This window comes from Dactylosporangium sp. NBC_01737 (genome assembly GCF_035963215.1).
Classification (GTDB): Bacteria; Actinomycetota; Actinomycetes; order Mycobacteriales; family Micromonosporaceae; genus Dactylosporangium.
Genome location: NZ_CP109153.1, coordinates 4,768,830 through 4,790,183, shown reverse-complemented (window position 1 = coordinate 4,790,183; position 21,354 = coordinate 4,768,830). Strand labels below are relative to the sequence as shown.

Below are 21,354 nucleotides of genomic sequence, written 5' to 3'. Positions count from 1 at the left end.
ACGCACACGACCGCCACCACCCGTGATCGAAGTCGCGCCCCGGCCGCACCGACGACCGGATCCATCCTTCGATCACGCCGGCGTGGCAGGCGACAACCCGAACGGGACGCCTACGCCACGACCCCCACGCACACGACCGCCACCACCCGTGATCGAAGTCGCGCCCCGGCCGCACCGACGACCGGATCCATCCTTCGATCACGCCGGTATGGCAGCGACAACCCGAACGGGACGCCTACGCCACGACCCCCACCACCCGTGATCGAAGTCGCGCCCCGGCCACGCCGACGACCAGATCCGTCCTTCGATCACGATCGCGTGGCAGGCGACAACCCGGACAAGACGCCGACGCCGCACGTTCGGCGCAAGACGGACACACGGCGATCCGGCATGATCGGCAACTTCCCGCCGACAAACGCCACGGCGCGCGGCAGTGCGCCGCCCCCGCGTCCACGGACGCCACCCACCCGTGATCGAAGTCGCGCCCCGGTCGCATCGACGACCGGATCCGTCCTTCGATCACCGCGGAAAGATCGAACCGGCAGAACGCGGGACGACAACCGGTTCTGTCGGCGCGCCGCCACCCACGCTCGCCTGCGGTCAGCGACCGGCGCACGGCTTCGACCGCGGCGGGGCAGCGTGCACCGATCCGGGCGGCGGCCCGCGCGGCAACCCCGGGCAGGCGACCCGCACCGGAACGCCGGAGCCGCATGTTCGGCACATGCACGGCGCCCCGGTGTGATCGGCGACCTCACGCCGCGGGCGTTGATCGAACGACAAACGCTGCGGGGCGCCCCCGTGATGGGAGCGCCCCGTGGTGGTGGGTCTACTTGTGCCGGTTGTACATGCGGGGCGACTTGGCCTTGGCGCCCTTGCCGCCGGGGCCCTTGCCGCCGCCGTGCTGCTGGACGCCGGGCGGCAGGGCCCGGTTGGCCTGGGCCCGGCGGATCGCCTCCAGGGGGTTCAGCGGCGGCGCCTCGGTCTCGGCGTCGGCGGTCTCGGTGTCGTCGGGCTGGTTATCTGCGGTTGCGGCAGGCATGGCGTCTCCTTCGCGGATGACTTTCGCGGCGGCGCCGGAACGGACGGGCCGCGGATGACGTGCGGATGGCCTCGCAGGAGCATGGACAGGCGTCAGCCGCGCTGAGAACGAAGCGGGAGTCCCACAACGGGGGCCGCTGGCAGACCCCTGAAGGCGGGATCGCGGCGGCACGCGCGGCGTCGGTGGGCTCAGAAACGCATGCGCCTACGGTAACACGCCTCACAAGGGCCCGGTGAGGTACCGCTGCACCGTCGCCCCGACCTGCGTGACGAGCACGGACGGCGCGGCGGCGACGATCGGCGGCAGCATCAGGATCTGTCGGCACAGGGCCAGGCCGAGCATGGAGGTGGCGACCAGGCCGGCGCGCAGGGCGGCCTCGGCGGGGTCGTCGGTGACCGCGAGGGCGACCGGGGCGACCTGCTCCCGGAAGATGCCCCGCAGCCGCTCGGCCACGGACGCGTCGGTGGCGGCGGAGCGCAGCAGCGTGAGCAGCGCGTCGTCGGTCGGGTCGCCCTCCCAGCGCTGGATGAAGTGCGTGACGAGGGTCTCGCCGAGGCGGTCCCGCGGGATCCGGGCGACGTCCGGCAGCCGCAGGTCGACGTCGACGGCGGCGGCGAACAGCTGTGCCTTGTTGCCGTAGTACCGCATGACCATGGACGGGTCGATGCCGGCGTCGGCGGCGATCGCCCGGATCGTGGCCCGCTGGTAGCCGTCGGCGGCGAACCTGGCCCGCGCCGCACGCAGGATGCCGGCGCGGGTGGCATCGGAGCGCCGGGCGGCCGGCTGCGTGTCTGTCATGCCCACAACCGTAGGCCAACAACCGTTGACACGATAGTCAACACGTGTTGGCATAGACGGGTGTACGACGTCATCGTGGTCGGCGCGCGACCGGCCGGTGCCGCGACCGCCATGCTCCTGGCCCGGCACGGGCTGCGGGTCCTGGTGGTCGACCGGGCCCGGTTTCCGAGCGACACCCTGTCCACCCATCAGATCCAGCCGGCCGGCGTCGACCGCCTGCGGCGCTGGGGGCTGCTGGAGCGGCTCATCGCCGCCGGCACCCCCGTCACCGGCCAGGTCCGCTTCGACATCGGCGGCACGGTCCTGGAAGGCCGGTTCCCGGCGGGAGGGCTCCTGTGCAGCCCGCGACGTACCGTCCTCGACAAGCTCCTCGTCGACGCCGCCCGCGAGGCCGGTGCCGAGGTCGTCGAGGGCTTCCACGTCGCCGGGCTGCTCAAGGACGGCGACAGGGTGCACGGGATCCGCGGCCGCGACGGCACCGAGCACCGCGCCCCGGTCGTGGTCGGCGCCGACGGCAAGCACTCCCTGGTCGCCAAGGAGGTCGCCGCGCCGGTGCTGCGCGAGGTCGCCCCGAGGACCGTCGCGTCCTACTCCTACTGGGAGGGCGTCGACATGCCCGTCGGCGAGCTGTACCACCGCCCCGGCCGTGCCGTCGCGGCGTTCCCGACGAACGACGGCCTGACCATGGTGTACGCCGCCGCCCCCGTCGAGGAGTTCGGCACCTGGCGCACCGACGTCGAGGGGCACCTCCTCGACACCGTCGACCGCTGCGGCGACCTCGGCAAGCGGGTCCGGGACGGCCGGCGCGTCGAGCGGCTGCGCACCACCGTCGACCTGCCCAACGTGGTCCGCCGGGCGCACGGGCCCGGCTGGTTCCTCGTCGGCGACGCGGGTCTGGTCATGGACCCCGTGACGGCGCAGGGCATCGGCAACGCCCTGGCCGACGCGGAGCTGCTGGCGTCAGCAATCGCCGGAGCCGGCACCGGGTACCAGCGCGAGAGAGACGATGCACGGCTGCCGATGTTCGACCTGACCACCGGAATCGCCGAGCTGCGTCCGGCGAAGGGTTTCAACGCACGGTTCCTGCGTGCCGTGGCCCGCCGGCAGGCAAGCACCGAACAGTTCCTCGGCGTGTTCGCCGGCACGGTGCCGGTGCGGGCGTTGCGGCGGCCCGGCAACGTCGCGCGGATCCTGGTTCAGCGCGCCCGCGGGTGAGCGGTGGCGTAGACCTCGCGGAGCTTGTCGACGGTGACGAGGGTATAGACCTGCGTGGTGGTCACCGACGCGTGCCCGAGCAGCTCCTGCACGACCCGGATGTCGGCGCCGCCGTCGAGCAGGTGCGTGGCGAACGAGTGCCGCAGCGTGTGCGGCGACACCCCGTGCGGCCCGTCGACGGGCAGCCCCGCCCTGACCGCGGCCTTGCGCAGGATCGTCCACGCACTCTGCCGGGACAGCGCGCCGCCGCGGGCGTTGAGGAACACGGTCGGCACGCCGGTGCCGTTGGCGACGAGGGTCGGCCGGGCGCGGACCAGGTACACGTCCATCGCGGTCCGCGCGTAGCTGCCCATCGGCACCAGGCGGGTCTTGCCGCCCTTGCCGCGCAGCAGCACCATGCCGTGGGTGCCGGTGAGGTCGAGGTCGTCGACGGCGATGCCGACGGCCTCGGAGATGCGGGCGCCGGTGCCGTACAGGAACTCCAGCAGCGCCTGGTCGCGCAGCCCGAGCGGGCCGGCGTCGGCGGCGGTGGCGAGCAGGCGCGACACCTGGTCGACGTCGAGGGCCTTCGGCAGCCGCTTCGGCAGCGACGGTGGTTTCACGTCCCGCGACGGGTCCGTGGGCGCGAGCCCCTCCAGGAGCAGGAACCGGTGCAGCCCCCGTACCGCGCTGGCGGCCCGCGCCGCCGAGGACGCTGACAGCGCCGGGTGGTCCTCGTCGCCGGCCCGCAGCGCCGCGACGTGCCCGGCGATGTCACGCGCCCCGACGTCGGCGAGGTCGGCGACGCCCGTGGCGGCCAGCCAGTCGACGTAGCGGTCGAGGTCGCGGCGGTACGACGCCAGGGTGTTCTCCGCCAGTGCCCGCTCGACGGTGAGGTGGTCCAGGTACACGTCGACGGCCTTGCGCAGCAGCGAGGCGGACTCCGGGGCAGGTTCCGGGGCGGACACCGAGGCGGGCACCGCAGCAGTATCCGGGGTCGGCGCGCCGGCGGCCGCCGCGGCCCGGTCGGGGGCCGCGGCGGTGTCCACCGGGTCGCGCGCCACGCCCGTCAGGCCAGCACGTCCGCCAGCGCGAGGTGGTCCATGCCGTGTGCGTCGGCGACCGGCCCGTACGTCACGTGCCCGTCGTGCGTGTTCAGCCCCAGCGCGAGGGCCGGGTCGCGGCGCAGCGCGTCGCGCCAGCCCCGGTTCGCCAGCTCCACCACGTAGGGCAGGGTGACGTTCGTCAGCGCGTACGTGCTGGTGTGCGGGACCGCGCCGGGCATGTTCGCGACGCAGTAGAAGATCGAGTCGTGCACCTTGTACGTCGGGTCGGCGTGCGTGGTCGGGCGGGAGTCCTCGAAGCAGCCGCCCTGGTCGATGGAGATGTCGACGAGGACGCTGCCGGGCTTCATCCGCTTCACCAGGTCGTTGGTGATGAGCTTCGGGGCCTTCGCGCCGGGCACGAGCACGGCGCCGATGACCAGGTCCGCGTCGAGGACGGCGCGCTCGATCTCGTAGCTGTTGGACGCGACCGTCTGCAGGTGCCCCTGGTAGATGGCGTCGGCGCCGCGCAGCCGGGAGATGTTCTTGTCCAGCAGCAGCACCTCGGCCTGCATGCCCAGCGCGATCGCGGCCGCGTTGAGGCCGGAGACCCCGGCGCCGATGACGACGACCTTCGCGGCGTAGACGCCGGACACCCCGCCGAGCAGGACGCCGCGGCCGCCGCCGGCACGCATCAGGTGGTACGCGCCGACCTGCGGTGCGAGCCGCCCGGCGACCTCGGACATGGGCGCGAGCAGCGGCAGCGAACGGTCGGCGAGCTCGACGGTCTCGTAGGCGATGCCGGTGACCTGCCGCTCGACGAGGGCGTCGGTGCAGGCCTTCGACGCGGCCAGGTGCAGGTAGGTGAAGAGCACCTGCCCGGCGCGCATCCGGTGGTACTCCTCGGCGATCGGCTCCTTGACCTTCAGAACCAGGTCGCCGGCGGCCCAGGTGTCGTCGGCGGTCGGCAGGATCTGTGCACCCGCCTCGCGGAACTCCTGATCCGTGATCGACGAGCCGTCGCCGGCGCCGGCCTCGATGAAGACCTCGTGCCCGTTCGCGGCGAGCTCGTGGACTCCGGCCGGGGTGATGGCAACCCGGTACTCGTGGTTCTTGACCTCGCGCGGAACTGCGACCTTCACGTTTCGTGACCCCTCTCCACCAGCGACCGTGACGCTGCGTGTACAAGCGGCAGTCTATGGCGCCGCGACGGCCCGCGAAGGCAGCACAGTGTGAACTCCTCCACGGACGGATTGACACAGTGTCGCCTCCTGGCGCGCTGAACTCGCCCTCACGGCTGATCTATGCTGTGCGGCCATGACCGTCTACGGCGGGCCCCGCCCGACACCGCCGGGTGCGCCGCGCATCAAGCCGGACCCGCTGCTCTTCGGCGCGTTCGGCTTTCTCGTCGTCGCGATCATCGCCGGGCTGGTGTTCGCGTTCCAGGGCGGCGGAGACAGCGACGGCGCCCTGAGCGCCGCCGAGCAGCCGACCAGCGCGCCCGCCGAGCAGGTCCCGTCGCAACCGCCCCCCAGCGCCGCCCCACCGCCACCGCCGTCGAGCGCCGCGCCGTCACCGACCCCGCCGCAGGCGCTGCTGCCGGCCAAACCGCTGCTGCTGAAGGCGTCGCACTCCGGGCTGTGCCTGCAGGCCGCCGAGGGCAACGGCGGCATCGCCACCCAGATGCCCTGCGACAACAACCCGACCCAGGTGTGGATGCCGCAGTCGGTGCCCGGCACCCAGGACGTGTTCGCGTTCGTCAACACCAAGGACAACCGCTGCCTGGACGTCAACGGCGCCTCGAAGGACAACGGCGCCCAGGTCCTGCAGTGGGACTGCCACGGCGGCCCCAACCAGCAGTGGCGCCTGCAGCGCGACGGCGACGGCTTCCGGTTCGTGAGCCTCAACAGCGGCCGCTGCATCGGCGTGGACTCAGGCAGCCCCGCCCCGGGCGCCGCGGCCCGCCAGTGGGACTGCGACAACTCCACGAACCAGCGCTGGCAGATCCCGGCGTAACGCAGGTCTCGACGCAGCGGCGGGTCCGGCCCAGCGCGGGTCCCGACGCAGCGCACGCCCCGACGCAGCGCGGGTCCCGACGCAACCGCGTGCGAGGCCGTGGCACAGATCCCCATGTGGCGCGTGCAAGGCCGCAGCGCAGGTTCCGACGCAACCGCATGCGAGGCCGTGGCGCACGTCCCGGCGCACCGCAGGTCCCGGCACAACCGCGTGCGAGCCGTGGCGCAGGCCCCCGACGCAGCGCGGGCGAGGCCGTGACTCAGGTTCCGGCGTAACGCAGGTCCGGCGCAACGCGTGCGAGCCCTGGCGCAGGTCCCCACGTGGCGCTAGCAAGGCCGTGGCGCAACAGGTCCCGGTCTAGTGCGCGGGGCCGTGGCGCACGTCCCGGTGTACCGCGTGCGAGGCCGTGACCCAGATCCCGGCATGACCCAGTCCCGACGTAGCACGCTGCGGGGCCGTGACTCAGGACGTGAACTCCGGCCCGGTGAGCGCGTGTTTCCACACCGTACCGTGCGTCACCTAATCACGGCCGACACGCCGAACGGGCCGGCCACCCACTGTAACAGCGGCGGCGTGGCGGATCAGAGGGCGGCGATGTCGCGGGACTCCAGGACGTGCTTGGTGCCGCCTTCGCGGGCGACGCGCAGCATCGCGCGGCCGATCTGCTGGGTCGTCGTGGCGATGCCGGGCGCGAAGCGGACCAGTGCCGCGCTCACCGGCCGCAGGACGGTGTAGATCACGCGGAACAGCCGGACCTTCGACACCGCGCCGTGCATCGGCTGGATGAAGCCGGGCCGGAACATGTACGCCCGCAGGTCCATGGCGAGCAGGGCGTCCTCGGTGGCGCCCTTCACCTGGGCCCACTTGGCGCGGCGGGTGGTCCCGGTGCCGGCGCCGGACACGTAGACGAACGTGGAGCCCGGTGACACCGCCCGCGCGGCGGCGAGGGTGTAGTCGAACGTGATCCGGCGGTACGCCTCCTCCGACATGCCGACGGAACTGACGCCGAGGCAGAAGAAGCAGGCGTCGTAGCCGGTGAGGTCGACGCCGGTGAAGTCGGTGAAGTCGGCGTGGGTGACCTCGCGCAGCTTCGGGTGCTGCTGGCCGGTCGCGCTGCGGCCGACGACGAGGACCTCGGTGACGTCCCCGGCGAGCAGGCATTCCCGCAGCACACCCTTGCCGACCATGCCGGTGGCGCCGAACACGACAATCCTCATGCGCACATCATGCCCGCAGGACGGACAGGGTCGCGCCCTCCAGGGTCGTGTAGAGATCGGAGCCGGTGAAGTTGGCGCCGGTCTCCTCGCCGATGTAGACGTCGACGTGCTTGGAGCCGCCCATGCCGGGGGTGAACTCGTCGACGATCGTCCACGTCGGCGCCTTCAGCTTGGCGCAGACGGCGGCGGTGACCGACGCGGTACCGCACCGCAGGACGCTGAACCGGGTGCCGGTGCGCAGGACGTCGCTGTCGGCGGCGGCTGACACCCACGGCACGAGGGCGCGGCCGGCGGTGTCGCGGGGGGCGGTGTCCATCCAGTATCCGGTGTCGTAGGACCAGTTGAGGTACCGCCCGTCGGTGACGCGGCCGGTGCCCTCGTCCTTGACGGCCTTGACGAACGACGCCGGGAACGTGCCGAGGTCGCGCTGGTTGCGGCCCTTCTCGCAGTCGATCGTCGGGCAGCCGGTGACCTGCTGCGTCGCGCCGGAGTGCAGGGCGGCGACGGCCGTGTAGTAGACGGTGACCTCCCATCCCGTGGAGGTCAGGGGGCTGGCGGCGACGGGCACGTCGGAGATTCCGGGCAGTGCACCGGTCTGCGGCGGGTGGCCGGGCGTCTCGGACACGGTGACGCCCGGTGACGGTGTCGAGGGCGAGCACGCCGCCAGGGCCATCACGGTGAGCAACGTCGCGCCTACCCGTACCACTCCCTGATCTTCTAATCCTGGGGGCGGCGCCGCTCCTGTTTGCGCAGCGCGGTGCGGCGTTTGTCGGTGAGCCGCCGCTCGATCGCACCCTTCGAGGGTTTCGTCCGTTTCCGCGGCCTGGGTGGCGGGGCGATGGCCTGCGCGATCACGGCGGCGAGCCGTTCCTCGGCCGCGCGCCGGTTCTGCAGCTGCGAGCGGTGCTCGGACGCGATGATCGACAGCACGCCGTCGACGAGCCGGTTGCCCAGCCGCAGCAGGGCTCGCTCCTTCAGCGGCTCCGGCAGTGCCTGCGTCGCGGCCAGGTCGAACCGCAGCTCGACCCGGGAGTCGGTGGTGTTCACCGACTGCCCGCCCGGCCCGCCGGAGCGGCTGAACCGCCAGCCGAGCTCCGCACGCGGCAGTGCAATGTCGTCGGTGACCCGCAAGTCGTCGTCCACGCCGTCAAGGATGCGGGTGCCGGAATGCATCTTGCACTTCAGGGTGACTTCCGCGCGAAATGCCGACCGGCTCGGGGTACTCTCGGCTTCGTCACAGCGCAGACGCGGCGGGGACGCAGCGGAAAGGTGACACCGTGGCTGAGGCCGTTGAGACGGCGCTGCTGGTCGAGGAGTTCGACGCTGAGCAGATCACCCCGGTGCGGCATGCCGTGAGCCGCGCCGCCGCGGCCGTCGGGCTGCTCGGCCAGCGCCTCGAGGACTTCGTGCTGGCGGTCAACGAGATCGTCACCAACGCGGTCCGCCACGCCGGCGGGCGCGGCGCGGTGAAGCTGTGGACCCTCGACGGGACCCTGCTGTGCGAGGTCACCGACAAGGGCTCCGGCATCCCCGCGGAGCGTCTCGACGGTGGGGCGCTGCCGCCGAGCAACGCGGTCAGCGGCCGCGGCCTGTGGCTGGCCCGGCATCTCGTCGACGAGGTCACCGTGCGCTCGACGTCGGCGGGCACAATTGTCACGCTTCGGAGCTCACTGGCGGGTTAGCATCCTGTCGTGCTCCGCCCCGCGTACCCCATCCGGACCGAGCGGCTGTCGCTGCGCCCGTTCACCGAGGGCGACTTCGCCGACCTGCACGCCCTCACCGGCGACCCGGACGTCGTGCGCTACCTGTACTGGGACGTCCACGACGAGGAGATGACCCGGGCGTCGCTGAAGAACCGCATCGCCCAGGACGCGCTGACCGCCGAGGGCCAGTGGCTGGTCCTCGCGATGGACCTCGACGGGCGCGTCATCGGCCAGGTGGTGCTCAAGTGGGAGAGCGCGTTGAGCCGCCAGGGCGAGCTCGGCTTCGTGCTGCACCCGCGTTTCCAGGGCAGGGGCTACGCCCGGGAGGCGTCGGAGGCGATGCTGCGCCTGGGCTTCGAGGACCTCGGCCTGCACCGCATCTGCGGCAAGTGCGACACCCGCAATGTGCCGTCGTGGCAGCTGCTGTCCCGGCTCGGGATGCGCCGGGAGGCGCACTTCGTCGAGGACGAGCTGTTCAAGGGCGAGTTCGGCGACCAGTACGTGTACGCGATGCTGGACCGCGAGTGGCGGGTCCGCCAGACCTGAACGCCAGACCTGAACGCCGAACCTGAACGCCACACCTGAACGCCACACCTGAACGCCACACCTGGACGCCACACCTGGACGTCACACCTCGTCGACGTAGAGCCAGACGCCGTCGGTCTTCACGAACCGGCTGGTGTCGTGCATCACCCCGGGTTTGCCGTCGGCCTCGTAGCGCGCCTTGAACTCCACGGTGCCCTCGGTGTCGAACAGCCCGCCGCCGGTGCGCGCCAGTATGTACAGCCCCTTCCAGTGCTGCCCGTCCTCGACCGTCAGCATCCGCGGCCGGGTCTTCTCGTGCCAGGTGCGCAGCAGGAAGTCGCGGTCGCCGACGACGTAGGCGCTGTACCTGGCGCGCATGAGCAGCTCGGCGCTCGGCGGCGCCTCGGTCCCGCGGTGGAAGCGGCCGCAGCAGTCGTCGTAGGGCTCGCCGAGCCCGCATGGGCAGAGCCGGGGCGACGGGTGGGTGGACGGTGACATGTCAGGATTGTCCACGATGCCGCTGGGGGCTCACACCGCGGACACGCTTGAACGCCGCGCTCAACGCGAAAGCACCCCCGTACCCCACCCTCCTGGCGACCGCGCCGAGCGTGGCGCCGGGCTCCAGCAGGAGGTCCGCGGCGAGGGCGAGCCGCCAGCCGGTCAGGTACGCCATCGGCGGCTCCCCCACGACCTCGGTGAACCGGCGCGCGAGCAGCGCCCGCGACACGCCGACCTTCTCCGCGAGCACGGCGACCGTCCACGGGTGCGCCGGGTTGTGGTGCAGCAGCGTCAGCGCCGGCCCGACGACGGTGTCGGCCTGCGCCCGGTACCAGCCGGGGGCGCCCGCCTCGGGCCGGTCCAGCCAGTTGCGCAGCGCCGAGATGAGCATCAGGTCCAGCAACCGGTCCAGGACCGCCTCCTGCCCGGCGCGGTCCTTCGCGATCTCCTGCGCCAGCAGCGCGACCAGGGACCCTTCCCCGCGCACGACGAGGGCGTCCGGCAGGGCGTTGAGCAGGCGGCGGCCGACCTCGCCGGCGAGGTCGTAGGCGCCGGTGATGACGAGGGTGGGGCCGTCGAGGTCGGTGCCCCAGGTGCGCACCCCGAGGTGCATGACCTCGGCGAGGTCCTGGCCGTCGGGCGTGGTGCACCGTTGGCCCGGGTGGATGATGATCTGTGGCGCGGTGCCGGGCGGGTCGGCGACCGTGTAGTGCCCGGGCCCGCGGATGACCATGACGTCGCCGGGTCCGATGTTCCGGATGTCTCCGCCGTCGGGGATGTAGGCGGCCTCGCCCCGCACCATCGCGACGAGCGCCAGGGCCGCCTCGTCACGGATCCGCAGCGACCACGGCGGCGTCAGCACCGAGCGCAGCAGGAACGCCCCTCGGGCCCGAGGCCCGTCGAGCAACGCCGTCAACGCGTCCACACCGTAGACGATGACACATGCATCGGCGATGCTCGACCATGGCCCGTCTGCGCCGCATCCGATTGACTGATTCGCATGGAACAGTTGCGCAGCGCCGTCCTCGCCACGGCGACCCTCTTCGTCGGCCTGTCCGCGGGCGTCTTCTTCGCCTACTCCACCTCGGTCATGCTCGCCCTGCGCCGCGTCGACGACCGCACCTTCGTCGACGTCATGCAGAAGATCAACTCCGCGATCCTCAACGGCTGGTTCCTCGGCGCCTACGTCGGCGCGCTCCTCGCCGCGATCGCCGCGGTCCTGCTGCACCTCGGCGGCGGCCACCGGGCCGCGCTGCCGTGGCTGATCGCGGCGACGCTGCTCTACGCGGTGGTGATCATGGTGACCGCGACGGTGAACATCCCGCTGAACAACCAGCTCGACGCCGCCGGCCTGACCGACCCGGCCGCGGCGCGGGCCGCCTTCGAGGCCTCATGGAACCGCTGGAACACGGTCCGCACGATCTCCTCGGCCGGCGCCCTGCTGACCTTGGCAATCGCACTGCTGAAGCACTGAGGAAAGCCCGGAGGGAAGCGCTGAGGAAGCCCGGGGGCACTGAGGAAAGCCCGGGGGCGGCACCGCCCCCGGGCAAACCGGAGTCAGACGGCAGCGGCGGCGGGCCGCAGGGTCTTCCAGTCGCGGTCCCGGGCGTGCGCGGCGCCCAGCACACCCACCGCGCAGGCCGCGTTGGTGATCTGGCCGCTGAGCACCATCCCCACGGCGGCGTCGAGGTCGACCCAGTGCAGTTCGAGGTCGGCCTCCTCGTGGGTACGGGCATGCCGGTCCGCGTCCGGTACCGGCGTGATGTCCCGCGCCAGGAACAGCCGGATCTTCTCGTTGGAGCAGCCGGGCGACGGGTGCACCTCGGTCAGCAGGTCCCAGGTGGCGGCGGTGAGGTCGACCTCCTCGGCCAGTTCCCGGGCGGCCGCGTCGACGAGCAGCTCACCCTCGACGTCGACGAGCCCCGCCGGCAGCTCCCACAGCACCTGCCGCACCGCCGGCCGGTACTGGCGGACCAGCGCGACCCGCCCGCCGTTGTCGACGGCGACGACGCCGACGGCACCGACGTGCACCATGTAGTCGCGCAGCGCGGTGTCGCCGCCCGGCATGACGACCTCGTCGGTGAAGATCGCGAAGACCTTGTTCCGGAGGCGCTCCGTGTGTGAGAGGACCTCGTACGTCACGCGTCGACCGTCTCGAGCTCGACGGGGAGGCGGTCGGCGGCGTTGTACGCGACGGCGGCGCCGACGAACGCCGCGAACAGCGGGTGCGCCCGGGTCGGGCGGCTCTTGAGCTCCGGGTGCGCCTGGGTGGCGACGAAGAACGGGTGCCGCTCCCGGTCCAGCTCGACGAACTCGACGAGGCGCCCGTCCGGCGACGTGCCGGAGATCAGCAGCCCCGCGGACGTCATCGCCTCGCGGTAGGCGTTGTTCACCTCGTACCGGTGGCGGTGCCGCTCGGACACCTCCGGCTCGCCGTACGCGTCGGCGGTCAGGGTGCCGGGGGCGAGGACCGCCGGGTACGCGCCGAGCCGCATCGTGCCGCCGAGGTCGCCCTTGCCGGCCACGATGTCCTGCTGGTCGGCCATGGTGGAGATGACCGGGTCGGTGGCGTCGCCGTCGAACTCCAGGGAGTTGGCGCCCTCGATGCCGGCGACGTTGCGCAGGACCTCGATCGTCATGCACTGCAGGCCGAGGCAGAGGCCGAGGGTGGGGATGCCGCGTTCGCGGGTGTACTGGGCGGCGCCGATCTTGCCCTCGATGCCGCGGACACCGAAGCCGCCGGGGATGACGACCCCGTCGACGCCGGCGAGGGCCTGCGCGGCGCTGGCCGGGGTGGTGCAGGCGTCGCTGGGCACCCAGCGGATCTCGACCCGGGCGCGGTGCGCGAACCCGGCGGCGCGGACCGCCTCGGTGACCGACAGGTACGCGTCGGGCAGGTCGACGTACTTGCCGACAATCGCGACGGTGACCGTCTGCCGCGGGTGGTGGACCCGTTCGAGCAGGTCGTCCCACTTCTTCCAGGCCACGTCCCGGAACGACAGGCCGAGCCGGCGCACGACGTACGCGTCGAGGCCCTCCTCGTGCAGCACCCGCGGGATGTCGTAGATGCTGGGCGCGTCCGGCGCGGACACGACCGCTTCGGCGTCGACGTCGCAGTACAGGGCGAGCTTGTTCTTGGTCTTCTCAGGGATCTGCCGGTCGGAGCGGCAGACCAGCGCGTCGGGCTGGATGCCGATGCTGCGCAGCGCGGCCACGGAGTGCTGGGTGGGCTTCGTCTTCAGCTCGCCGCTCGGCGCCAGGTACGGCACCAGCGACACGTGCAGGAAGAAGCAGTTGTCGCGGCCGATGTCGTGGCGCACCTGGCGGATGGCCTCCAGGAACGGCAGCGACTCGATGTCGCCGACGGTCCCGCCGACCTCGGTGATGATCACGTCGGGGGCGACCCCGTCGGCGTCCGGCGCCGACATCGCCCGGATGCGGGCCTTGATCTCGTTGGTGATGTGGGGGATGACCTGGACGGTGTCGCCGAGATACTCCCCGCGCCGTTCCTTGGCGATGACCGCCGAGTAGATCTGGCCGGTGGTGACGTTGGCGTTGCCGGACAGGTCCTGGTCCAGGAACCGCTCGTAGTGACCGATGTCGAGATCGGTCTCGGCGCCGTCCTCGGTGACGAACACCTCGCCGTGCTGGAACGGGTTCATGGTCCCGGGGTCGACGTTGAGATACGGGTCCAGCTTCTGCATGACGACCCGCAGACCGCGGGCGCTGAGCAGACTGCCGAGGCTGGATCCTGTCAGACCCTTGCCGAGTGAGGAGGCGACGCCCCCGGTGACGAAGATGTGCTTAGCCTGCCGGCTCGCACCGGTCCGTGTCGAAGAGCGATCCACGGGAGTTCAGCCTAACAGCAGGTGAACGGCCCCGCTCCGGACACACCGGCCTGCTCAGCCGTTGGGACGTTCAGCGGGTCCGGTCATCGGCGTGGTCCAGGACGCGCAGGCACGCCAGGACCGTCAATGGCGCCGCGGTGGCGAGGGCGGCGCCGAGGACGTTGAGCGACACCCCTTCCACGACCCCGGCGAGCACGCTGGCCAGCACCAACCCTGCCAGGGCGCCGCGGACCGGCGGGAACACGCCCAGCAGCCGCCGGAACCCGCCCCAGTCGCGCAGCAGCACGAACGTCACGTAGAGCACGGTGCCGATCACCAGGATGGTCAGCGGGCTGGTGACCGTTGTCACCACGTTGGCCTCGCCGATGCGCCGCGCGATGTACCCCGCGGTGCCGTCCTGGGTGCGCACCAGGAGCCGCCCGACGCTGCTGCGCTGGTCCTCGGGGCGGAACAGGTCCAGCACGCCGATGCCGGCGGTGACGGCGAGCGCCGCGACGACCGCCCAGATCAGGCGGGTGATCGTGAGCCAGCCACCGACGGCCATGGCGGCGGCCGCGCACACCCCGGCGGTCAGCGCGACCGCCCCGGAGGCGTCGGCGCCGAGGTACGGGCTGCCGATGACGATCAGCCCGGCCGCGCCGACGACGGCCATGACGAACGGCCGCCAGCGCCGTTCGAAGCGCTGCGCGAGGCTGGCACCGCCGAGCAGCACCCCGGTGACCAGCAGCCCCAGGCCGATGACCCCGACCCCGGCGTACCGCCCGCCGGCCGCCGCGGAGTAGCCGGCGACGCCGTTGAGCTGCAGCCGCGCCCCGGTGAGCACGTCCAGCGCGACGGCGAGCGCGCCGACGGCGGCGACCCCGCCGAGCGGCGCGTTGGCGCGACTGCGTGACGATGTCCACGCGATGACGGTCGTCGCGACGGCGAGGGCGGCGAGGGTCACCCCGCCGAACCCGAGACCCGGCGACGACCACCGCCACCACGGCAGCAGGTCCGCGACGAGCGCGGCGGGCACGGCGAGGGACGCGGCGATGAGCAGCACCTCCGCGCCGCGCACGACGACCCGCGGCGCGGGCGGGTGCGCGACCGGCCCCGCGGGCCGGCGGGCCCACCGCAGCAGCGGCACGACCAGCACGAACAGCGCGAGTTCGGCGACGACGAGCAGGGTGAAGAACGTGGAGCCGACCCGCTGCTGGACGCTGGCCTCGCGGTCGGCGTCGGCGAGGCGCTCGACGGCCTGCTCGACCGAGGCGGGCCGTCCGTCGCTCATCGTGGCGGCGCCGCCGGCGAAGAGCTTGCCGGGGATCGGCCGGTCCAGGGCGGCGAGGGCGGTCGGGGCGAGGTCGACGACCTGCACGTACCCGGGCCGCGACGTCGACGGTGAGGTGAGCCAGCCGCCGGTGTAGCCGGGGCCCTGCGCGATCGCGACGTGCAGGCGGCTGCCGGCGTCCAGGTCGGACAGGCCGGCGAGCACGACCACGGCCCGGTCCGGCCGGGCGGCGATGACCGTGGCGAGGGCGGCGTCGGCGCGGCGGGCGTCACCGGCGCGCGACGCGGCGTCGGTCCCGGCGATCTGCCCGAGGTCGACGATGGTCAGCGCGCACGCCGACAGCAGGTTCTCATCGACGGTGTCGGCGTACCGGTCGACCCGCCCGTACGGCCTGGCGGCGGCGACGGCGGCACCGGGCCCGACGGCGGTGGTGCAGCGCACCCCCTCGGCGAGGGCACCCGGCTGGGCGCCCCAGTGCAGGGCCCGGTTCTTCGCCACGACCCCGCCGTGGTCGGGCAGCGACGCGCCGGTCCTCGTCTCGTCGGGCGTGACCGACACCGCCAGGGGCGGGCACGTGGAGGTGATCGGGCCGGTCGTGAACGTCGCGTAGTTGCCGGCGCCGAGGGTGAGCCAGCCGTCGCCGGCGCAGGTGACCCGCCGCGCGGAGCGCACCGACAGCGCGCCGATCGCGCCGTCCTGCGCCAGCTGCCACATCGTCGGGGTGTCGGTCGGGTTCACGTCGTCCCACCGCAGCCCCGCGACGCCGACGATGATCACGTAGTCGGCGGACGGGGTGACCGCGTCGGAGTCGGGCCGAGGGATGAGCGCGAGCAGGGCGAGGACCCCGAGCAGCAGCGCGAGCAGCGCCGGCGTGAAGCGATGCAGCCGCTGCCGCATCAGCGCTCCCCGCGGGTGCTGTGTCACGCCCTTCCGGCAGATCCCAGCAGCTGCGCGTACACCGCCTCGACCTGCTCCAGGGTGTCGCGTTCGGTCGGCCAGGTCGCCGCCCGGGCCAACCCCCGCCTGCCGAGCTCCCGCAGCGCCTGCGGGTCGGCGAGCAGCGCCTCCGCGGCGGCGGTGAACCCTTCGACGTCGTGCGGCTCGACCAGCTCGGCGCCGTCGCCGACGACCTCCGGGATCCCGCCGACGGCGGTCGCCAGCAGCGGCACCCCGGCGGCGAGGGTCTCCTGGACGAACAGCGGCTGCCCCTCCCACACGCTGGTCACCACGACCAGGTCGGCGGCGGCGAGCAGGTCGGGGACGTCGTCGCGGTAGCCGAGCAGGTGCACGGGCGCGTGCTCGGTGGAGATGCGCTGCGCCAGGGTCATGTAGGACGGGCCGCTGCCGGCGATCGCCACGAACGGCTGCGGCTCGGACCACTTCGCCGCGACGAGCGTCTCGAACCCCTTCTGCGGGTGCAGCCGGCCGACCGCGAGCACCAGGTGCTGCCCCGGCTCGACGCCGAGCTCCTCGCGGACCGCGTCGCGGTCGCGGGCGGCGGGCGGGAGCACCGGCGCGGGCACCAGCGCGAGCCGCACGTCGCGGCCGCCGAGCTCCCGGATCCGCTCGACCAGGTCGGTGGACACGCCGAGGGTCACGTCGGCGGCGCGGGCAACCCGCCGCTCGAGCGGGTGGTAGAGCTTCGCCCGCAGGCCCTGCGCCAGGACCAGGTTGTGCCAGGTGACGACGAGCGGGGTGCCGGCGGGGCGGGCGAGCGCCGCGACGAACCCGGCGCGCAGCCCGTGCGCGTGGATGACGTCGACGCCTTTGAGCGACCGGCGCAGCACCCGGACGGCGAGCACGTCACCGGGCTGGGGACTGGCGGGGATCTCGACCGGCACGAACGTCGCGCCCCGCCGGGTGAACCCGAACTGCTCGTCGGTCGCCGCCGGGCCGTGCACGCTGACGTCATCGCCGTGCGCCACCAGGCCGTCGACGAGCATGCCGACGTGCCGGCCGACGCCGCCCGTGCTCGACGCCAGAACCACCGCGATGCGGGCGCCCACCCTCAGCCCCTCCTGTGTATGAGCCGCTGCAGGGTCCGCCGGTCCGTGACCGCCACCCCGGCGAGGAACACCACCGCCACCGCGACTCCGCACAGCATGCCCTGTGCAACCGCCCCGGAGACATCTGGGGTCCCGCCGCCCCACACGAGATTCCTCAGCGTCAATGCCGCCGTGGCCGCGACGGTTGCCGATGCGACGGCGGCGGCGGCGGTACGACCCGAGCCCGCGACCGCGTCGCCACCGGCCTTCGCGCGGACGGCCAGCACCAGCGCCGCCGCGAGCACGAGCATGCCGATCGAGTTGGCCGCCGCGAGGGCCGCGACCCGCCGGTCGAGGGGCAGCGCGACGGCGAGGGGCACGGCGCTGGCGGCGGCGACGGCCCAGCCGAGCCCGGTCGCCCAGGCCGCCGTGTACGCGTTCCCCCCGGCGTACAGCGCCCGCGACAGCAGCGCGAACAGTCCGTAGCCGAGCAGCCCCGGCGCGAACCAGGTGATCCCGCCGGCGAGCTGCCCGATGTCGGGCGGCTTCGACGACAGTTCGGCGAGGATCACCGCGACCGGCTCCGCGAGCACCACGAGCGCGGCCGCGCCGAGGCTGGTCAGCACGACCACGGTGCGCAGCGCGGGCGCGAGCACCTTGGCGAAGCCCGCCGCGTCCTTCGCCCCGCCGGTTTCCGCCATCGCCGGGTACGCGGTGGTGGCCACCGGCACGGCGAGGATCGCCCACGGCAGCAGGAAGATCGTCTGAGCGAGGCTGTACACGACGACGGCGCCCTTGCCCGCGTACCCGCTCAACGCGATGGCGAGCCCGAGCACCAGCTGCTGGCTGCCGACGGTGACGATCCCGGCGATGACAAGCGGCTGGAGCGCGCGCACCTCGTGGGCGTCGAACCGCAGCGTCGGGCGGATCCGCACATCGAGCCGGCGCAGCGGGATGAGCAGGCTCAACGTCAGCACCGCCACCGCGAGGGTCGTCCCGCCGGACAGCAGCCACAGGTCGGCGTCGTCGACCTGGCCGAGGTCCGCGCCGCGCCCCGCGAGCACGCCGAACGTCACGTACACCGTCATCACGGTCAGGCTCGACAGCAGCGGCGCGATGACCGGCCACGCGAAGCGCCGGTACGTCTGCAGCGTGCCCGTGAGCACGATCCCGATCCCGTACAGCGGCAGCTGCGGCGCGAACACGCGCAGCATGTCCGTGCCCGCGTCGACGGCACCGGCGGGCTGCCCGGGCATCAGCAGCCCGACGAGCGGCCGGGCGAGCAGCGCGACCAGGACCGCGGCCGGGACCAGCAGCACGATCACCCAGCTGAGCAGCGCCGACACCGTGCGGGCCACGCTGAGCTTGTCCTGCCGCGCGACCGCCCCGGCGAGCATCGGCACGACGAGGCTCGCCAGCGCCCCACCGGCGACGAGCTCGAAGATGATGTTCGGGATGGTGTTGGCCGCGGTGTACGCGTTGCCGAGGTACGTCGGCCCGACCGACCAGTTGAACACCAGAATGCGCGCAAATCCGGCAAGCCGGCTCAGCATGGTGAGCGCCGCGACCACCGCCGCGGCTCCGATCAGCCGCTTTCCGGTCACCCGTCGCGACGCGGTCTCGGCGAAGGCTTCGCCCGCTGCCCGGTCCTGAGTTCGGCCACGGGCCCGCTCCGCGGCGCTGATTCCTGCGCCGCAGGGTGCTCTTCCACGGGATGTGCCTCTGCGGGCGCTGCGGCCATGACCGGTTGGGTCGTGGGCCGCAGCCGGCCGAACTGGTCGATCGCCCGCAGCGCCGGGGTCCTCTCGATGACCTGCGTGAAGCTGACCTTCTCGCTGGCCGCGGTCAGCGCCACGATCCCGGCGAGCGCCGCGAGCCGCCCCCACGTGCCGGTCCGCGCCACGTACGCCGTCCCGAGCACCGCCCCGAGCGCATTCGCCCCGGCGTCCCCAAGCATGATCTCCTCACCCAGGTCCGCCGCGAGCAGCGCCCCGGCCGCCCCGAGCGCCCCGGCCGCGGCCCCTCCGCCCTTCCCCACGGTCAGCGGCGCGCCGACCAGGATCCCGGCCTTGATCGCCCGCCCCGGCCGCAGATCGAGCAGGTTGAACAGGTTCGCCGCCCCGGCGATGACACCCGCGCCGAGCACCACGTCGATCTTCCGCCGCCCGGGCAGCATCGCCGCGGCGAGCACCCCGGCGGCACCCACCCCGGCGATCTTGACGAGCCCGCTGGTGACCCGCCCCTCCTTCAACGCACCGAGATGCCCCCGGAACCCTTTCGCCGCATGCTCCGGCCGCCCCCCGACAAGGTCGTCGTACAACCCGACCGCCCCGGCCCCGAGCCCGGCAACCGCCACGGCCCCCATGACCCGGGCCCCCCGCCCGCTCCTACCGCCCCGCCCCCATGCACCACGCCCGCCCGCACCACGCCCACCCGCACCACGCCCGCCCGCACCACGCCCGCCCGCACCACGGCCACTCGCATCGCCGCTGTCCGCGTCGCGGCCGCTCTCCCCGCGACCGCTCCACCCACGCCCGGCCACGCCACGTCCACTCGCACTGCGGCCACTCGCATCGCCGCTGTTCGCATCGCGGCCGCTCCACCCACGCCCTGCCACGCCACGTTCAGTCGCACCACGGCCGGCCACGCCGCGGTCACCCGCATCGTCGCCGTTCGCATCGCGGCCGCGCTCCCCGCGACCGCTCCACCAGCGCCCGGCCAGGCCACGTCCACCCGCACCACGCCCGGCCACGCCGCGACCACTGGCATCGTCGCCGTTCGCGTCGCGGCCAGTGACGCCGCGGGCACTTCCGCCGCGGGCGGTCGCGTCACGGCCACTTCCGTCGCGGCCATCCGTGTCTGCGGCGGTCGCGGCGCGGTCGTGCACGGCCTGCCCGCTCGCGGACCTGCGGGGCGCGCCGGCGCTGCCCCGTGACGTCCTGCCACCGGCCGCTCCGTCGCCGGGCACCTCGCCCGGCGCCGGGGTGCCGTCGCTCCACCCCGCGGGCGAGTCGGTCACGCGGACCCTCCCGGACGATCTCGCGGCCCCCGAGGAGCGCACCGCCCCCGAGGAGCGGGCCACGCCCGAGCGGCCGGCGGCGCCGAGCAGCGCGCCGGCGGTGGCGCCAAGAGCGAGGGCGGGGCCGCCCGCCAGGGACACGGTGCGGCCGCGGAAGTTGGTGCGGTCGAGGGCCGGAAGGCCGCGCAGCTCACGCAGCGCGGCCCGGGCGGCGGCCGCGCCAGCGGCGGCGGCGAGCAGCTTACGAACCACTGGTTACGCTCGCCGTCTTGGGCAGCAGGCTGGTCGCGCCGCTGCCGATGCCGTAGTGGCCGGTCTTGCCGCCGAGCCGCTCGACGAGGGCCAGGACGGCGGCGACCTGCCCGTACGCCGTGACGGCGTTGTCGACGGTGGAGACGCTCTTGGCGATCGAGGCGTCGTCGCGGACCGAGGACACCAGGCCGTTGGCGGACAGGCCGGCGACGACCATGTCGTTGGACAGGGCGAGGGCGAAGCGGGTGACCGTGGTGAGGGCGACCGCGTTGCGCTCCTTGGCGTCCTTGCCGCTGGCCGGTGCGCCGGCGATGACGATGACCGCGTCCGCCGGGGTCTTGAGGTCGCCGTCGAGGCCGATGTAGCCGTCCTGCTCGTACGCCGACAGGACCATCCGGGTGCCGTCGACCTGCGGCGTGCCGGGCTTGTCGGCGACGAGGACCGCGGCGAGCAGCGCGGCCGAGGTCTCCTGCCCGTTGCCCTGGTTGGGCAGGGCACCGCTGATGGCCGGCGGGGCCGACGACTCGGCGAGGTCCAGCAGGTTGTCGCTGGACGCGGAGGTGAACTTCTCCTTGATGGTGACGGTGCCGGTGACCTTGGCGCCGGCGGTCTGCAGCGTGGTGGCGATCCCGTCGGCGGCGGTGTCGATGTCCTTGTCGCTGCCCTCGATCTTGACCAGCAGCACGTTGCGACCGGCCAGCTTGCCGCTGAGCAGCATCGGGGCGACCTCGGTGGCGAAGTCGGAGTTCTTCTTCAGCTCCGCCCGCGACTGGTCCAGGTCGTCACGCAGCTGCTGCTTCTCGTCAGTGATCTTGTTGACCTGATCGTTGAGGTTCTCAGCGAGCGGCCCGTTCGCCGCCGCGGTCCCGACGACGAGGCCGATGGCGAGCGCCAGGAAGACGGCGGCCAGCGACACCACGTGGTACCGGAAGTTGATCACAGGAAAC

General features: G+C 73.3%; 20 protein-coding genes and 1 pseudogene. 5 read left to right on the top strand and 16 right to left on the bottom strand.

What is annotated here, in order from left to right:
- Positions 1-826: 826 nt before the first annotated feature.
- Positions 827-1,039 carry a hypothetical protein gene (locus tag OHA72_RS21855; protein WP_327009633.1) on the bottom strand — a complete coding sequence of 71 codons (213 nt, stop codon included), beginning with the start codon at positions 1,037-1,039 and terminating at the stop codon, positions 827-829.
- Positions 1,040-1,258: 219 nt separating this feature from the next.
- A complete protein-coding gene (locus OHA72_RS21850; RefSeq protein ID WP_327009632.1) occupies positions 1,259-1,837 on the bottom strand; it encodes a TetR/AcrR family transcriptional regulator in 579 nt (192 codons plus the stop codon).
- 60 nt (positions 1,838-1,897) lie between these two features.
- Between OHA72_RS21850 and OHA72_RS21845 the strand changes: the two genes are divergently transcribed.
- Complete coding sequence (locus OHA72_RS21845) at positions 1,898-3,052, top strand: NAD(P)/FAD-dependent oxidoreductase (RefSeq protein ID WP_327009631.1); 1,155 nt, start codon at positions 1,898-1,900, stop codon at positions 3,050-3,052.
- On the opposite strand, the gene OHA72_RS21840 is transcribed toward OHA72_RS21845, so the two are convergent.
- On the bottom strand, positions 3,034-3,999 hold the full coding sequence (locus OHA72_RS21840; RefSeq protein WP_327011635.1) for a site-specific tyrosine recombinase XerD: 966 nt from the start codon (positions 3,997-3,999) through the stop codon (positions 3,034-3,036). The two genes, OHA72_RS21845 and OHA72_RS21840, sit on opposite strands and share 19 nt — an antisense overlap.
- Positions 4,000-4,100: 101 nt before the next feature.
- A complete protein-coding gene (ald, locus tag OHA72_RS21835; RefSeq protein WP_327009630.1) occupies positions 4,101-5,216 on the bottom strand; it encodes an alanine dehydrogenase in 1,116 nt (371 codons plus the stop codon).
- A 175-nt stretch (positions 5,217-5,391) separates the two neighbouring features.
- On the opposite strand from ald, the gene OHA72_RS21830 reads away from it, so the two are divergent.
- Positions 5,392-6,090, top strand: coding sequence for an RICIN domain-containing protein (locus OHA72_RS21830; RefSeq protein WP_327009629.1), 699 nt, complete (start codon positions 5,392-5,394; stop codon positions 6,088-6,090).
- A gap of 581 nt (positions 6,091-6,671) precedes the next feature.
- On the opposite strand, the gene OHA72_RS21825 is transcribed toward OHA72_RS21830, so the two are convergent.
- From OHA72_RS21825 to arfB, 3 genes are read right to left on the bottom strand one after another with little or no spacing between them, the layout of a single operon-like run.
- Positions 6,672-7,307 (bottom strand): NAD-dependent epimerase/dehydratase family protein, encoded by a 636-nt coding sequence (locus tag OHA72_RS21825; RefSeq protein ID WP_327009628.1) that lies wholly within the window; start codon positions 7,305-7,307, stop codon positions 6,672-6,674.
- A 7-nt stretch (positions 7,308-7,314) separates the two neighbouring features.
- On the bottom strand, positions 7,315-8,013 hold the full coding sequence (locus tag OHA72_RS21820) for an RlpA-like double-psi beta-barrel domain-containing protein (RefSeq protein ID WP_327009627.1): 699 nt from the start codon (positions 8,011-8,013) through the stop codon (positions 7,315-7,317).
- 11 nt (positions 8,014-8,024) lie between these two features.
- Entirely contained in the window at positions 8,025-8,450 is a 426-nt protein-coding gene (gene arfB / locus OHA72_RS21815) for an alternative ribosome rescue aminoacyl-tRNA hydrolase ArfB (RefSeq protein WP_327009626.1), read from the bottom strand.
- A gap of 134 nt (positions 8,451-8,584) precedes the next feature.
- On the opposite strand from arfB, the gene OHA72_RS21810 reads away from it, so the two are divergent.
- Together OHA72_RS21810 and OHA72_RS21805 are read left to right on the top strand one after the other, a co-directional pair.
- Positions 8,585-8,989, top strand: a complete 405-nt coding sequence (locus OHA72_RS21810) for an ATP-binding protein (RefSeq protein ID WP_327009625.1) — start codon at positions 8,585-8,587, stop codon at positions 8,987-8,989.
- Positions 8,990-8,998: 9 nt separating this feature from the next.
- Positions 8,999-9,556: a GNAT family N-acetyltransferase gene (locus OHA72_RS21805; protein WP_327009624.1), complete on the top strand. Its 558-nt coding sequence runs from the start codon at positions 8,999-9,001 to the stop codon at positions 9,554-9,556.
- A gap of 81 nt (positions 9,557-9,637) precedes the next feature.
- On the opposite strand, the gene OHA72_RS21800 is transcribed toward OHA72_RS21805, so the two are convergent.
- Complete coding sequence (locus OHA72_RS21800; RefSeq protein WP_327009623.1) at positions 9,638-10,033, bottom strand: YchJ family protein; 396 nt, start codon at positions 10,031-10,033, stop codon at positions 9,638-9,640.
- 1 nt (position 10,034) lies between these two features.
- Entirely contained in the window at positions 10,035-10,958 is a 924-nt protein-coding gene (locus OHA72_RS21795) for an AraC family transcriptional regulator (RefSeq protein WP_327009622.1), read from the bottom strand.
- Positions 10,959-11,033: 75 nt separating this feature from the next.
- Here OHA72_RS21795 and OHA72_RS21790 point away from each other — a divergent pair, with 75 nt between their 5' ends.
- Positions 11,034-11,507, top strand: coding sequence for an anthrone oxygenase family protein (locus OHA72_RS21790; protein WP_327009621.1), 474 nt, complete (start codon positions 11,034-11,036; stop codon positions 11,505-11,507).
- 83 nt (positions 11,508-11,590) lie between these two features.
- Here OHA72_RS21790 and OHA72_RS21785 read toward each other — a convergent pair whose 3' ends face one another.
- The 7 genes and pseudogenes from OHA72_RS21785 to OHA72_RS21750 form a co-directional block, all read right to left on the bottom strand.
- Positions 11,591-12,175 (bottom strand): NUDIX domain-containing protein, encoded by a 585-nt coding sequence (locus OHA72_RS21785; protein ID WP_327009620.1) that lies wholly within the window; start codon positions 12,173-12,175, stop codon positions 11,591-11,593.
- The gene (locus tag OHA72_RS21780) at positions 12,172-13,881 is read right to left on the bottom strand and encodes a CTP synthase (RefSeq protein WP_327009619.1); all 1,710 of its coding nucleotides are present in this window, start codon (positions 13,879-13,881) and stop codon (positions 12,172-12,174) included. The genes OHA72_RS21785 and OHA72_RS21780 overlap by 4 nt, the downstream gene beginning before the upstream one ends.
- A 70-nt stretch (positions 13,882-13,951) precedes the next feature.
- Positions 13,952-16,048, bottom strand: a complete 2,097-nt coding sequence (locus OHA72_RS21775) for a hypothetical protein (RefSeq protein ID WP_327009618.1) — start codon at positions 16,046-16,048, stop codon at positions 13,952-13,954.
- 23 nt (positions 16,049-16,071) lie between these two features.
- On the bottom strand, positions 16,072-17,157 hold the full coding sequence (locus OHA72_RS21770; protein ID WP_442788650.1) for a glycosyltransferase family 4 protein: 1,086 nt from the start codon (positions 17,155-17,157) through the stop codon (positions 16,072-16,074).
- 2 nt (positions 17,158-17,159) lie between these two features.
- Positions 17,160-18,740, bottom strand: coding sequence for a murein biosynthesis integral membrane protein MurJ (gene murJ, locus OHA72_RS21765; protein WP_327009617.1), 1,581 nt, complete (start codon positions 18,738-18,740; stop codon positions 17,160-17,162).
- Positions 18,741-18,892: 152 nt separating this feature from the next.
- A pseudogene (locus tag OHA72_RS21760) lies at positions 18,893-19,753 on the bottom strand (hypothetical protein); the annotation flags it as partial.
- Positions 19,754-20,396: 643 nt separating this feature from the next.
- Entirely contained in the window at positions 20,397-21,347 is a 951-nt protein-coding gene (locus tag OHA72_RS21750) for a copper transporter (protein WP_327009616.1), read from the bottom strand.
- Between the last annotated feature and the right edge of the window lie 7 nt (positions 21,348-21,354).